Below are 14,107 nucleotides of genomic sequence, written 5' to 3' on the forward strand. Positions count from 1 at the left end.
ACTGCGCCGGAATGCCGCAGCGTGAACGGGGATTGGAATGAATCGGTCGGAAAATGACAGGCGCGACAAGGTTCCGATCTCCGGGGGGCCGGTTCAAGTTTATCTGCTGCGCGATGCCGATCCCGCCTTCGATGCGCTGGAGGAGCGCTGGCGCGGGACGCTGTCGCCGGCGGAGCGTGACCGGGCCGGCCGCTATCGCTTTCCCCGCCATGCGCGGCAGTCCAGGCTCGCCCATGCCCTGAAACGCCATGCACTCTCATGGCATCTTCCTAGGATCGCGCCGGCGGACTGGCGGTTCGAGTTGACCGATCACGGCAAGCCATATGTGGCGGGTGCCGCCGATGCGCCGGTGTTCAACCTGTCGCACAGCGACGGCATGATCGCGCTTGCCGTGGCGCCGCCCAACGGAGCCGGCCCGTGTCTCGGCGTCGATGTCGAGGCAATGAACCGCACGGTGTCGGAAGGGGTGGCGGAGCGGTTTTTCGCGGCCCGCGAGGTGGCGGACCTGCGGGCGTTGCCGAACCACGCCCGCGAAGAACGCTTCTTCGCGCTTTGGGCGCTGAAGGAGAGCTATATTAAGGCGGTGGGGCTCGGGCTTGGCATCCCGCTCGACAGTTTCGCCTTTCGCTTCACGGGCGCGGATCGGCGGTCGCTGTCGTTTCGCGCCGACCGCGAGGAACGGCCCGAAGACTGGGCGTTCCGCCAGACGGTCGTGCCCCGACCCGGAGGCGGCGGGCACAGTCTCGCGCTTGCTTGCGGGATGGACGATCAGGTGTCGCGGATGGAAGTCGCCGTCAATGAAATCACGCCCGACGGAGAGGCAAGGCCGCAGGCCGTGCGATGGTTGCGCACAAGCGCTGCGACGGGAGCATGAGCGCGCCGGCGATCCGGCGCGCCCTCGGGTCATGACCCGGTATCAGACTTCGGTCAGGCGCAGGTAGGAGCGGACCTCGTCCCACCCTTGCGGGAAGATGTCCTTGGCCTGTTCGTTGCTGATCGACGGCGGAATGATGACCTTGTCGCCGGGACGCCAGTCGGCCGGCGTCGCGACGCGCTTGGCATCGCCCAGCTGCAGTGCATCGATCACGCGCAGGATCTCGTCGAAGTTCCGGCCGACCGACATCGGATAGGTCATGGTCAGGCGGATCTTCTTGTTCGGGTCGATGATGAAGACGGAACGCACGGCCGCCGTCTCGCTTTCCGACGGGTGGATCATCTCGTAGAGCTTGGCGATCTTCAGATCCGGGTCCGCGACGATCGGGAAGGTCAGGCTGGTGTTCTGGGTGTCGTTGACGTCCAGGATCCAGGTCTTGTGCTCTTCCACAGTGTCGGTCGACAGGCCGATCGGCTTGGTGTTGCGCTTGGCGAACTCGTCGGCAAGCTGCGCGGTGCGGCCCATCTCGGTTGTGCAGACGGGCGTATAGTCGGCCGGGTGGCTGAAGAAGAACGCCCAGCTGTCGCCGATCCAGTCGTGAAAGTTGATCTTGCCGTTGGTCGTCTCGACGTCGAAGTTCGGGGCGGTTGAACCGATCGTGAGGGTCATGGGCATCTCCTGAAAGTTTAATTTCGTAACACCGTATATAGGTGGCCGGGCAGGCGGACGGCATTGCGCGAAATCGTCACAGCCCCGGCGCGTCCGCACCGGGGCTGTGGAGGGGGGGGGCGCTAGGTGCATGCATCCGGTCGGATGTCAGGCCGTGCCGTCCTTCTTCAGCTCCTTGGCATGCAGCCAGGCGGCATGCTGGGGCGCGCGTTTGGTCTTGGACCATTCTTCCAGCATGTCCCATTTTACCGCGTCGAGCTTCTTGAGCATCTCGTCTTCCGCCGGGTCCGGGCAGGCCAGTTCCACACGGTGCCCGTTCGGATCGAAGAAATAGATGGAATGGAACAGCGAGTGATCGGTGACGCCCAGCACCTCGATGCCGTTCTTTTCCAGCTTTTCCTTGTAGGCGATCAGCGTGTCGCGGTCCTTCACCTTGAAGGCGATATGCTGCACCCATTCCGGCGTGTTGGGATCCCTGCCCATTTCCGGCTTGGTCGGCAGTTCGAAGAACGCGAGAACGTTGTCGTTCCCGGCGTCGAGAAAGACATGCATGTAGGGATCCGGCTCATGGGTGGAGGGCACTTTGTCCTCCGCAATCGCCAGAACGAAATCCATGTTCAGGTTGTCGACATACCAGTTCACCGTTTCCTTGGCGTCCTTGCAGCGGTAGGCGACGTGGTGGATCTGCTCGATTTTCATGGGTGGTCCTTTCAGGTCCGTGTCGGTGAAGGAACGCCCCGTCCGCGTTCGTGCAGAAGCCCTGTGCGGCGGTTCGGCCCTCTCCTTCCGGCCCGCCGGCGGGCGGTTATCGTTCCGGCAGCGCCGCCTCGAGCGCCGCGCGGATCGTGTCTCGGTCGCCGACGTGATTGGCGAGGATCAGGACGAGACGCGCGTTGAGCGCCTCGCTGTCTTCCCGGCTCAGCCCCTCATGGGCGGCCAGCAGTTCGGCGTAGAAGCCGTCGGGATCCTTGATGTTGGGCTCAAGCGTGAGCGTGCCGTGTGTCGGTGCTGTCATGATGCGCTCCTCAGGCCTGGGCCGTTGCGGTTTTCACGGCGGCTGCGACCGCATCGGCATCGAAAGCGTGCCAGCGGGCGGCCACATGCTGGTCCGGACGCATCAGGTAGACGGCGCTTGGCGCCGACCCGAGATAGCGCTCGGCAAGTGCGCCGGAGGGATCGTCTTTTGCCGACAGCGCGAGCCGGGTGACGGGGATTCCGTCGACATCGAGCGTGTCGGGCGCTTGCGCATCGATGGTGACGAGCTGGAAGCCGCCGCCGAGCCGGTCGATAAGCCAGTCGCCTCCGATCGGCGCATCGCTCGCCGGTGCTCCGGGGCGCGCGCGCGCCGGGAGGCCGGTCGCGTCGGCTCCGTTGAGCGGAGAGCCGTCGTAGATCGCCGGCAGCGACAGGCGGCCGGAGTTCACCAGCGGACGGGCGAAGGCGTGATGCTCGGCGAGATCGAGCACCGCGTCGCGAAACACCCGGCTGGCGTGGCTTTTCGGCGTGATGAAGTCGGTCGAGCGCGAGGAATTGAGAATGTTCTCGTCCGCGGCATAGACGCGCTCGTCATCATAGCTGTCGAGCAGCGTGTCCGGCGCCGTGCCGTCGATCACGAGTTTCAGCTTCCAGATCAGGTTGTCGGTGTCCTGGAACCCGGAGTTCGCGCCGCGTGCGCCAAACGGCGAAACCTGATGCGCGGCGTCGCCGGCAAAGACCACCCGTCCGTGGCGGAATTTTTCCATGCGTCGGCACTGGAAGGTGTAGATCGACACCCATTCGAATTCGTAGTCGGCTTCCTCGCCGAGCATCGCCTTGAGCTTGGGGGCGATCTTTTCCGGGTCCTTTTCCGCTTCGCGGTCGATGTCCCAGCCAAGTTGAAGGTCGATGCGCCACACGTCGTCGGGCTGCTTGTGCAGCAGCGCGGACTGCCCCTTGTTGAAGGGCGGATCGAACCAGAACCAGCGTTCGGTCGGAAAATCCGCCTTCATCACGACGTCGGCGATCAGGAAATTGTCTTCAAAGACACGGCCCTGGAAGTCGAGACCGAGCATGGTACGGGTCGGCGAACCGGCGCCGTCGCAGGCAATCAGCCAGTCGGCGTCCATCAGGTAGGGGCCGTCCGGCGTCTCGACGGTGAGGCGCACGCTCGTGTCGTCCGGCTTGACCGCCGTCACCTTGTTGCCGCCGCGCAGCTCGATGGCCTTGCCGTCCGCCTGCAATGCGCGCACGCGGTCGACCAGATACTGCTCCAGATAATATTGCTGGAGGTTGATGAAGGCGGGCCGCTTGTGGCCGTCTTCGGGCAGGAGGTTGAAGTCGTAGACCTTGCGCTCGTCGAAGAACACCTTGCCGAGGTTCCACACGACGCCCTTGTCGACCATTTCGTCGCCGCAGCCGAGCCGGTCGAGGATCTCCAGCGGCCGCTTGGCGAAACAGATCGCCCGCGAACCCCAGCTCACCTTGTCGTTCTCGTCGAGCACGACGACCGGAATGTCGGCCTGCGCCAGGTCGATGGCGGCGGCAAGTCCGACCGGCCCGGCACCCAGAACGACGACGGGGTGGCGAACCGGCGTTTCGGCGTCCTGGTCCGCGGAGCGCTGATAGGGGTAAAGCGGCGTTTCGAAGATCTTGGTCATGTTTCCTCCCGAAGAAACAGCAGCGCGACGGGCGTTCCGGCCTTTGGGGGCCGGAACGCCCTGTCGGATCAGCCTTGCAGGGCTTCCCACATTTCCTTGTCGCGCTGGGCCGTCCAGATGCGCGGCGTGTCGATGTCGCGGGCCTCGTCATAGGCGCGCGCCACGTTGAAGGGCAGGCAGTGCTCGTAGATCGCATAGTCGGAGAACTTCGGGTCGCACTCGGCGCGCGCCGCGTCCCAGGCGTCCTTGAGCGAGCCGCCCTTCAAGGCGACCTGCGCCACCGGCCGGTAGGTCGACTTGACGAAATCCTTTGTGGAATCGAGGGCCGCGTTGACCATCTCCTTGCCGACGAGCGCGTCGCCGCGTCCCGGTGCGATGGCATCGACATCCCAGGCGCGGATCTTTTCCAGCGTGCCCGGCCAGTCGTGGAAGTGCCCGTCGCCGCAATAGCAGGCGGAGTGATACTCGACGATGTCGCCGGTGAACATGACGTTGCTGTCGGGCACATACATGACGATGTCGCCGGCCGTATGGGCGCGGCCCAGGAACATCAGGTCGACGCGGCGCTTGCCGAGATAGACCGACATGCGGTCGTTGAATGTCGTGGTCGGCCAGGTCAGCGGCGGAATGTCGGCAACATTGTCATAGCCCTGGAACAGACGCGGGAAGCGCATGAACTCGGACTCTCGGTCCTCCATGCCGCGCTCGACCACCATGGAGCGGGCTTTTTCGCTCATGATGATGTTCGGGGCGTTATAGGCGGCTGCGCCCAGCACGCGCACGGCGTGGTAGTGGGTCAGGGCCAGATGGGTGATCGGCTTGTCGGTGACTTCACGCACCTTCTCGATCACCTTGTTGGCGAGACGCGGCGTGGCCTGTGCCTCGATGATCATCACGCTGTCGTCGCCGATGATCACGCCGGTGTTGGGATCGCCTTCCGCGGTGAAGGCCCACAGGCCGTCGCCGATTTCGGTGAAGGAGATGTTCTTTTCGCTCATGTCGCCCTGGGAGGCGAATGCCTTGGCCATGGTTGGCTCCTGAAGTCTTGTGTTCGTTTGCAGCGCCGGAGCGCGCGGATCGCGGCCTCAGCCGCGGGTGTATTTCTCGACCGTTTGCTCGATGGCGCCGAAGATCGAATGGCCTTCCGCGTCCAGCATCTCGATGCGCACGGTGTCGCCGAAGCGCATGAAGGGCGTTTTCGCCTCGCCGCTCTCGATGGTCTCGATCATGCGGATTTCCGCGATGCAGGAGTAACCGACACCGCCGTCGGCGACCGGCTTGCCGGGCGCTCCGTCGAGCTTGTTGGAGACCGTGCCCGACCCGATGATGGCACCGGCCGCGAGCGGGCGCGTCTTGGCCGCATGAGCGATCAGCGTCGGGAAGTCGAAGGTCATGTCGATGCCGGCTTCCGCACGGCCGAAGGCCTTGCCGTTGAAGTCGACATTGAGCGGCAGCGAGAGCTTGCCGCCGTCCCAGGCGTCGCCGAGCGCATCGGGCGTCACCGCCACCGGCGAAAACGCCGAGGACGGCTTGGACTGGAAGAAGCCGAAACCCTTGCCGAGTTCCGCCGGGATAAGGCCGCGCAGGGAAACGTCGTTGACGATCATCACCAGGCGGATGGCAGCGCGCGCTTCGTCCACGCTTGCACCCATCGGCACGTCGTCGACGATCACGGCAACCTCGCCTTCCATGTCGATGCCCCAGGCCTCGTCGGCCATGCGGATCGGTTCGCGGGGCGCAAGGAAGCTGTCGGAACCGCCCTGATACATCAGCGGGTCGGTCCAGAAGGAGGGCGGCATTTCCGCGCCGCGCGCCTTGCGAACCAGTTCCACGTGATTGACGTAGGCGGACCCGTCCGCCCACTGATAGGCGCGCGGAAGCGGCGACAGCGCGTCATGTTCGTGAAAGCGCATGGACGGCACGGCGTCGTGTTCCAGGCTCTCGGCGAGCGTCGCGAGTTTCGGCCCAGCCTTGTCCCAGTCGTCGAGCGCGGCCTGCAGCGTCGGCGCGACATGGGCCGCCTCGGTGCAGCGCGTCAGCGTGGAATTGACGACGACGAGCTTTCCGTCGCGGGTGCCGTCCTTGAGGGTTGCGAGTTTCATGAGGATCAATCCCAGTTGCCTTCGATCGTGCCGTCGAAGCGTTTCTTGAGCCCCGACCAGCAGTCGAGATAGGTGTCTTGCAGGCTGTCGAGTTCGGCAGCATAGCGTGTGAGATGCTGGGGGAACCGCGTTTCGAACATGAAGGCCATGGTTCCGGAGAGTTTCTCCGGCTTCAGCTCGGCACGGCTCGCCTTTTCAAATCCCGTTGCGTCCGGCCCATGCGGCAGCATCATGTTGTGAAGGCTCATGCCGCCCGGCACGAAGCCTTCTTCCTTGGCGTCATATCGGCCGTAGATCAGGCCCATGAATTCCGACATGATGTTGCGGTGGTACCAGGGCGGACGGAAGGAATGTTCGGCCACCATCCAGCGTTCGGGAAAAATCACGAAGTCGATGTTGGCCGTGCCTTCCTCGCCCGAAGGCGCGGTCAGCACCGTGAAGATCGACGGGTCCGGATGGTCGAACAGGATCGCGCCGACCGGTGAGAAAGTGGTGAGGTCGTATTTGAACGGCGCGTAGTTGCCATGCCATGCAACGACGTCGAGCGGCGAGGCCTCAAGCGTCGTCGCGTGGAAGCCACCGCACCATTTCACGATCAGCCGGCAGGGCTTCTCCACATCCTCGAAGGCTGCGACCGGCGTCTTGAAGTCGCGTGGATTGGCAAGGCAATTGGCGCCGATCGGCCCGCGATCGGGCAAGGTGAATTTCGCCCCGTAATTCTCGCAGACATAGCCGCGCGCGTCTCCGTCCAGAAGCGAAACGGTGAACACCATGCCGCGCGGAATGACGCAGATTTCCTTGGGCGCGACGTCCATCACGCCGAGCTCGGTGGCGATCCGCAAGGCGCCCACCTGGGGCACGATCAAAAGCTCCGCGTCGGCGTTGAAGAAGAAGTCGTCACTCATGTCCGCGTTGACCGCATAGACATGGGTCGCCATGCCGACCTGCGTGTGCACGTCGCCGGCGGTCGTCATGGTCTTCATGCCGGCGATAAAATCCGTCGGCGTGTCGGGCATCGGCACCGGGTCCCAGCGCAGCTGGGCGAGCGGCAGCGAATGCTGGTCGACATGCGGCGCGCTTTTCCATCCGTCCATGGAAAGGTGCGAGAACCGGCCCGAATGTTTGACCGACGGGCGAATACGATAGAGCCAGGACCGTTCATTCGTGCCGCGCGGCGCGGTGAAGGGCGAGCCGGACAGCTGTTCGGCGTAGAGCCCGTAAGGTGCGCGTTGCGGGGAATTCTGGCCCTGTGGAAGGGCCCCGGGCAACGCTTCCGTCTCGAAGTCGTTGCCGAAGCCCGGCATGTAGTCGAGTGTCATGTCTGATCCCTCCTGAACTCAGACAGTTGATAGTTGCATGTGTAACTGTTTAGTTTGTAACTATCAACGCGCGATCACCGGATTTTTGCCGGGCGTCGCGTTTCCGGGGATCGAATGGGGACCACGATGACCGACCGCCTGCTTCTCGAGGAGTTTCTTCCCTATCGGCTCGTGCGGGCGTCGGAGCTTGTCAGCCGGCGGTTTGCGGCCCGCTATCGGGAGGCCTATGGCATTAGCCGGCCTGAATGGCGCACCTTCGCCATTCTCGGGCAATTGCAAAAGACCACCGCGACCGAGATCGGCCGGCAGTCGACGATGCACAAGACCAAGGTGAGCCGGGCGGTTGCCTCGCTCGAGGCGCGCGGCTGGCTGGTGAGGCGTGTCGACGAGAGCGACCGCCGCATCGAATGGCTGACGCTGACGGCGTCCGGCGCGAAGGTCTATTCGGAAGTGGCAGAGCTTGCCCGCAGCTTCCAGCAGGAGCTGGCCGAGGAGCTTGGTCCCGATGCCGCCGCGGCCCTGGAACAGGGACTGGCGGCAGTGGAGGCCAGGTTTGCCGTTTCGCAGACCTGACGCATGTTTGCGCCGGGCCGACGACGGCCGGCTCGGAACGGGCGGTTAATGCGCTTCGTCCCAGTTGTCGGCGGCGCGGGCGTCGACCTGGAGCGGCACCTTCAGCGCGACGGCGGGTTCGGCGGCATATTCCATGACGTCGCGCACCAGTTCGATCGTGGCGTCGACCTGGCCCTCCGGGACCTCGAAGATCAGTTCGTCATGCACCTGCAGCAGCATTTGTGCCTCGAGTTTCGAGGCGGTTAGCCGCTCTTCCATACGCACCATCGCGCGACGCAGGATGTCGGCGGCCGATCCCTGTATCGGGGCGTTGATGGCCGCGCGCTCGTAAAAGGAGCGCATGTTGGGGTTCTTGGTGTTCACATCCGGATAATGCGCGCGCCGGCCGAAGATCGTCTCGACGTAGCCATGGGCATGCACGAATTTCTTCGTCTCTTCCATATAATCGCGGATGCCGGGGAAGCGCTCGAAATAGGTCTTGATGTAATCCGACGCCTCGCCGCGCGAGATGCCGAGCTGTGCGGCGAGCCCGAAGGCGGAAATCCCGTAGATGATGCCGAAATTGATCGCCTTGGCGCGCCGGCGCACCATCGGGTCCATGCCGTCGATCGGCACGCCGAACATTTCCGACGCCGTCATCGCGTGAATGTCGAGCCCGTCGGCGAAGGCCTGCTTGAGCTGGGTGATGTCCGCCATATGGGCCAGCACGCGCAGTTCGATCTGGCTGTAGTCGGCGGAGAGCAGCTTGTGGCCCCTGGCCGCGACAAAGGCCTTGCGGATCTTGCGGCCGGCTTCGGTACGCACGGGAATGTTTTGCAGGTTCGGCTCCGACGACGACAGCCGCCCGGTCGTGGTCGCCGCCAGCGAATAGGACGTGTGCACCCGTTTGGTCGTTGGATTGATGTAGCCCGGCAGCGCATCCGAATAGGTCGACTTCAGCTTCGACATCTGCCGCCACTCGACGATCCGCGCCGGCAGCTCGTGTCCTTCCGCTGCAAGGTCGTCGAGCACCGAGGCCGAGGTCGACCAGGCGCCGGTCTTGGTCTTCTTGCCGCCGGGAAGCTCCATCTTGCCGAACAGGATGTCGCCAAGCTGCTTGGGGCTGCCGAGGTTGAAACTCTCGCCGGCCAGCCCGTGGATTTCCTCCTCCAGCCCCGCCATCGACTGCGCGAAATCGCCGGAAAGGCGCGACAGCATCTGCCGGTCGATGGAGATGCCGCGTTCCTCCATGCGTGCCAGAACCGGCACCATCGGCCGCTCCAGCCGTTCATAGACGGTGGCCATGCGCTCCGCCGCGAGCCGGGGCTTGAGCACCTGCCAGAGCCGGAGGGTGACGTCGGCGTCTTCGGCTGCATAGGCCGACGCCTTGTCGAGCGCGACCTTGTCGAAGGTGATCATCGACTTGCCGGAGCCGGCCACCTCCTTGAAGGGGATCGGCACATGGCCGAGCCAGCGCTCCGACAGCGCGTCCATGCCGTTGCCGCCCTTTCCGGCGTCGATGGCGTAGGACAAGAGCATGGTGTCGTCGAAGGGGGCGACGGTGATGTCATAGCGACGCAGCACCAGCCAGTCGTACTTCATGTTTTGCGCGATCTTGAGAACCGACGGGTCCTCCAAGAGCGGCTTCAGGACGGCGAGTGCGTCCTTGAGCGCAATCTGCCCCTCGACCAGGGCGCCGCCGCCAAGCAGGTCGCCCTCCCCGTCGACGTGACCGAGCGGGATGTAGCAGGCTTTTCCCGGCGCGGTCGCCAACGACACGCCGACGAGGTCCGCCTGCATGGCGTTGAGCGAGGTGGTTTCCGTGTCGACGGCAACGTGACCGAGCTCGGTCGCCTCCGCCACCCAGGCCTTGAGCCGGTCGAGATCCATCACGGTTTCATAGGCTGAATGATCGATCGGCGTCGCCTTGGCGGCCTCTGCTGCTGCCTCCGCCACGCTCCGGGCTGTCCAGCCCGCGCCCGTTTCACCGCTCCCGGCAGAGGCGCTGGCCGTCTCGGCCGGTTCGCTGGCGCTCGCCGGGTCCTTCACCTGTCGGCCCTTGCCGTCGGGCGTGTCCCAGCCGGGAATGGCGAATGTCGCCGGCTCGATGTCCGTGACATCCGTGTTCGTCGCTTCCGCCACCCGCCGTGTCAAAGTGGAAAACTGCATGGCCTTCAGGAAGGCCAGCGTGCGCGTCGCGTCCGGCGTCGTGACGGCAAGCGCATCGACCGGTTCCACCACCGGCACGTCGTCCTTGAGCGTCACGAGATCCTTGGAGATGCGGGCCTGATCTGCGAATTCGATCAGGTTCTCGCGGCGCTTGTTCTGCTTGATGGTGTCGGCCTTGGAAAGCAGCGTTTCCAGATCGCCGAACTCGTTGATGAGAAGCGCGGCCGTTTTCAGGCCGATGCCCGGCACGCCCGGCACGTTGTCGACGCTGTCGCCGGCAAGCGATTGCACCTCGATCACCTTGTCCGGTCCGACGCCGAATTTCTCGTGGACGTCATCCACCTCGAAGATCTTGTTCTTCATCGTGTCGATCATGCTGACGCGCGGACCGATGAGCTGCATCAGGTCCTTGTCGCCCGACACGATGGTGACCCGCGCGCCCGTTGCCGCCGCCGCGCGGGCATAGGTCGCGATCAGGTCGTCGGCCTCGAAGCCTTCCTGCTCGATGCAATGCACGCAAAAGGCCCGCGTCGCTTCCCGGATCAGGCCGAACTGCGGGATCAGGTCTTCCGGCGGCTCGGGGCGCTGGGCCTTGTACTCAGGATAGATCTCGCTTCGGAAGGTCTTGCCGGAATGGTCGAAGATCACCGCCATATGGGTGGGCTCGTCGCCCTCTTCCGGCGTAAGCCCCTCCTGCAGCAGCTTCCACAGCATGTTGCAAAAGCCGGAGACCGCACCGACCGGCAGGCCGTCGGACTTGCGGGTCAGCGGCGGCAACGCGTGGTAGGCGCGGAAGATGAACGTGGAGCCGTCAACCAGGATCAGGTGGTCGTCGGCGGTGAGGGCGGAGGTGGGAGCGCTGTTCGACATGGCGCGGATCATGCCCGCGTTGACGCGGCGAGGAAAGCCCGCTCGCGCCGTTTTGCCGGTTATTCCGCAGCTTGCGTGACGCCGCGCTTGGCCGGTTCCGCTTCCAGTCGTGCCCATGCCGGACGGCGGAACAGGAAATGACCGAAATCGACGCGGTTGATCGCCCAGAACAGGACCAGCGGCGCGATGACGCCGGCCGCGGTGACCAGGGCGGAGACCGTTCCGATGTCGGAGATGACCCCGGTCTTCAGCAGGATGATCCGGGTGGCGGCCATGGGAAAGAAGAACGCCAGATAGATCACGATGGAATATTCGCCGCACAGTCGAAGAAAGCCGTTGAACGAAATCCGCGTTAGAAGTGCCGAGACCAGGATGACGGCAAGCGCGCCCGCGCCGCCGAGCGCCAGCGAGACGAACGGAAGGTCGGCGTATCCGGCGAAAACCAGCCAGCCGTTGATCCCACCCCAGGCGAGAAGACCGAGGAAGGCCGGCCCCAGGTGATCCTGTGCCCAGGCGGCGAGCCGGAAGGCGTGCGGCGCGAGCGTGTAGCCTGCGTAGAAGAACACATAGCGTGAGGCAAATTCGTCGATCAGAACGGAGCCGGTGGCAATCGGCGCGATTTGCAGGAGCGCCGCGCCGGCGAGCACAAGTTGCCAGGGCAGGCGCGTTGCATGCAGCGCCTTGGTGATCACGAACATCACCGGAAGCATGTAGATGAACCAGAGCGTTCCGAAGGGCTGGACGAAGGCGAGAAGATATTGCGCCAGCGCACCGCCGTAGCCCATTTCGCCGGCCATCATCGGTGCTTTCACGGCGAACTGGATCGTCAGCCACAAGACATAGAAATAGGCGAAGTGCACGACCTTGCGGTCAAGATAGGTGCGCCAGGGGCGATCGATCACCCGCGCCAGAAAAAGCCCCGAGATCATGAAGAAATCCGGCATGCGGAACGGCTTGGCGAAATCGACGACAAGGCCAAGCCAGCCTTCGGCGCCGGCCGCGTTCTGGACGCCCAGCGTAGAGTGCATCATCACAACGAAGATGATGCAAAATCCCTTGGCGGTGTCGACCCAGTCGATCCGCTGCGTGCCCTCGGTCGTCACTCTGTCCCACTCCCACGAAATCCGGCTCGGCCGGAGATTGCACAGGAGTATGGAGGGGCGGCGTGTACAGCCGGTTAATTTCAACGCTGGATCGGTCCGCGCGCGTCAGCGCGTTCGCCCGGCGGCCAGCTTGTTCCAGACGCCCCGGGTCAGGTCTTGTCCTGCCAGGGCGAGTGTCCGTCGCCGCGGTCGCGTTCGTCGGTGACGTGGATCGTGCCGCCGGCACGGCTGCCCGATGTGTCGCCCGGCTTGTCGGACCATTCGCCCTCGTTGAGGTCAACCACGGTCTCCGCTCCGTCGCGGCGCGCTTCGGCCTTGACCACGGTGACGCGCGCGTTGCGGATCGCGAGGTTGGCCAGCGCGGTGCGCAGCGGCGGCACGAAGAGCAGCAGGCCCACGGCGTCCGTGACAAAGCCGGGAATGAGCAGCAGGATGCTGGCGACAACAATCAGCGCGCCCTGCACGAGGTCCGAGCCCGGCACGCGGCCGGCGTCCGTCTCGCTGCGGATTTTCATCAGCAGCGAGACGCCCTGGAACCTCAGCATGACCGTGCCGGCCAGTGCCGTCAGAACGGTCAGCAGGATCGTCGGAACGGCGCCGATTTCGGAGCCGACCTCGACGAAAACGGCGATTTCCAGCAACGGCACGCCGATGAGAAGAAGCAGTATGAGAAGTCCGACAGGCATGGCTCAACACGGTCTGGAGGTGGCGACGGTCGACGCGGGAACGCCGCGTGCCGTTGGCGGTTGTTCATGGGGACGCGACGGGGACTTTGCGGTCCCGCTCCGGCATCCGTCTCTTCGAGAGGTAGGAAACAATTGACGGGAATGCGAGCAATATGTGTGATCGGCAATGCGAAAACGTCGTCGCGCACTTGTGCTAGAGGCTGGATGTTGGTTCAAGAGGACCTTACATACTCCCTTGTCTGGGAAGTCAGCGGAGCGCCACTCGGCCTGTCGCGTCGCCGCTTTGGGCAATTCATCGCCGCAATGTGCCGTTGCGGCGACTTGTGAAAGTAACCGGCCGGAAGTGAAATGGGTCACATGTTCGACGTCACAACAATCATTTTCCTGGTTCTGGCGGTCGTGATCTTTCTGAGATTGCGCAGCGTTCTGGGCAAGCGGACGGGACACGAACGTCCCCCCTTCGACCCCTATTCCGCCCGGGACCGGGACAGCGATGTGACGGGTCCCGCGACGAATTCCGACGACAACGTCATCCCGCTTCCCGGCCAGACCCCGTCCGGTTCGGCGCCGGCTTCGGAATCCGGCACCCTCGACACGGTTGCCCCTGAAGGCTCCGCCCTCAACGAGGCGCTGCGCAAGATCCTTTCCGCCGATCGTTCTTTCGATCCCCAGAGCTTCGTGGAAGGCGCGCGTGCGGCTTACGAGATGATCGTGACGGCCTTTGCCGCCGGTGACCGCAAGACCTTGAAGAATCTTTTGTCCAAGGACGTCTACGACGGCTTCGTCGCGGCGATCTCGGATCGTGAATCGCGTGGCGAAACGATTGAATCGACCTTCGTCGGGATCGACAAGGCCGAGATCGTCGAAGCGGCGATGAAGGGCTCGACGGCCCAGGTGACGGTGAAATTCCGCAGTGAGCTGATCTCGGCGACCCGCGACCGGGACGGCGCCATCGTCGATGGCGATCCGAATGCCGTCAGCGACGTCACCGATATCTGGACCTTTGCGCGCGACACCACATCGCGCGACCCGAACTGGAAGCTGGTGGCAACCGAATCGGTCGATTGACGCAATGGGTGTGGGTCGCGCGGGGGGCCGCGTTTCTCTTGCGGTCCTCGTGTTGACCG

The 14,107-nt window shown here is 64.3% G+C and carries 13 protein-coding genes; 3 read left to right on the top strand and 10 right to left on the bottom strand.

Annotated elements, in window-relative coordinates; genetic code table 11:
- Positions 1 to 37 precede the first annotated feature (37 nt).
- The gene (locus G572_RS23220; RefSeq protein WP_051242050.1) at positions 38 to 874 is read left to right on the top strand and encodes a 4'-phosphopantetheinyl transferase family protein; all 837 of its coding nucleotides are present in this window, start codon (positions 38 to 40) and stop codon (positions 872 to 874) included.
- Between the two features lie 42 nt (positions 875 to 916).
- Here the strand turns inward: G572_RS23220 and G572_RS0108930 are convergent, their stop codons facing one another.
- From G572_RS0108930 to hmgA, 7 genes are all read right to left on the bottom strand, one after another.
- On the bottom strand, positions 917 to 1,543 hold the full coding sequence (locus G572_RS0108930) for a peroxiredoxin (protein WP_029058167.1): 627 nt from the start codon (positions 1,541 to 1,543) through the stop codon (positions 917 to 919).
- 147 nt (positions 1,544 to 1,690) lie between these two features.
- A complete protein-coding gene (locus G572_RS0108935; protein ID WP_029058168.1) occupies positions 1,691 to 2,242 on the bottom strand; it encodes a VOC family protein in 552 nt (183 codons plus the stop codon).
- A 106-nt stretch (positions 2,243 to 2,348) separates the two neighbouring features.
- Positions 2,349 to 2,558 carry a DUF2783 domain-containing protein gene (locus G572_RS23225; protein ID WP_037546282.1) on the bottom strand — a complete coding sequence of 70 codons (210 nt, stop codon included), beginning with the start codon at positions 2,556 to 2,558 and terminating at the stop codon, positions 2,349 to 2,351.
- A 10-nt stretch (positions 2,559 to 2,568) separates the two neighbouring features.
- Positions 2,569 to 4,179 carry an FAD-dependent oxidoreductase gene (locus tag G572_RS0108945; protein ID WP_029058169.1) on the bottom strand — a complete coding sequence of 537 codons (1,611 nt, stop codon included), beginning with the start codon at positions 4,177 to 4,179 and terminating at the stop codon, positions 2,569 to 2,571.
- A gap of 68 nt (positions 4,180 to 4,247) precedes the next feature.
- The gene (locus G572_RS0108950; protein ID WP_029058170.1) at positions 4,248 to 5,207 is read right to left on the bottom strand and encodes an MBL fold metallo-hydrolase; all 960 of its coding nucleotides are present in this window, start codon (positions 5,205 to 5,207) and stop codon (positions 4,248 to 4,250) included.
- Between the two features lie 57 nt (positions 5,208 to 5,264).
- The gene (locus tag G572_RS0108955) at positions 5,265 to 6,281 is read right to left on the bottom strand and encodes a fumarylacetoacetate hydrolase family protein (protein WP_029058171.1); all 1,017 of its coding nucleotides are present in this window, start codon (positions 6,279 to 6,281) and stop codon (positions 5,265 to 5,267) included.
- A 5-nt stretch (positions 6,282 to 6,286) separates the two neighbouring features.
- The gene (hmgA, locus tag G572_RS0108960) at positions 6,287 to 7,600 is read right to left on the bottom strand and encodes a homogentisate 1,2-dioxygenase (protein ID WP_029058172.1); all 1,314 of its coding nucleotides are present in this window, start codon (positions 7,598 to 7,600) and stop codon (positions 6,287 to 6,289) included.
- A 126-nt stretch (positions 7,601 to 7,726) separates the two neighbouring features.
- Here hmgA and G572_RS0108965 point away from each other — a divergent pair, with 126 nt between their 5' ends.
- The gene (locus G572_RS0108965; RefSeq protein WP_029058173.1) at positions 7,727 to 8,173 is read left to right on the top strand and encodes a MarR family winged helix-turn-helix transcriptional regulator; all 447 of its coding nucleotides are present in this window, start codon (positions 7,727 to 7,729) and stop codon (positions 8,171 to 8,173) included.
- Positions 8,174 to 8,218: 45 nt separating this feature from the next.
- On the opposite strand, the gene polA is transcribed toward G572_RS0108965, so the two are convergent.
- The 3 genes from polA to G572_RS23230 form a co-directional block, all read right to left on the bottom strand.
- A complete protein-coding gene (gene polA / locus G572_RS0108970; protein WP_029058174.1) occupies positions 8,219 to 11,203 on the bottom strand; it encodes a DNA polymerase I in 2,985 nt (994 codons plus the stop codon).
- Between the two features lie 47 nt (positions 11,204 to 11,250).
- Positions 11,251 to 12,294 carry an acyltransferase family protein gene (locus G572_RS0108975; protein WP_029058175.1) on the bottom strand — a complete coding sequence of 348 codons (1,044 nt, stop codon included), beginning with the start codon at positions 12,292 to 12,294 and terminating at the stop codon, positions 11,251 to 11,253.
- Between the two features lie 149 nt (positions 12,295 to 12,443).
- On the bottom strand, positions 12,444 to 12,980 hold the full coding sequence (locus G572_RS23230) for an FxsA family protein (RefSeq protein ID WP_051242052.1): 537 nt from the start codon (positions 12,978 to 12,980) through the stop codon (positions 12,444 to 12,446).
- A 348-nt stretch (positions 12,981 to 13,328) separates the two neighbouring features.
- Here G572_RS23230 and G572_RS0108985 point away from each other — a divergent pair, with 348 nt between their 5' ends.
- A complete protein-coding gene (locus G572_RS0108985; protein WP_029058176.1) occupies positions 13,329 to 14,048 on the top strand; it encodes a Tim44/TimA family putative adaptor protein in 720 nt (239 codons plus the stop codon).
- Positions 14,049 to 14,107 lie beyond the last annotated feature (59 nt).

The organism is Stappia stellulata DSM 5886 (genome assembly GCF_000423705.1).
Classification (GTDB): Bacteria; Pseudomonadota; Alphaproteobacteria; order Rhizobiales; family Stappiaceae; genus Stappia; species Stappia stellulata.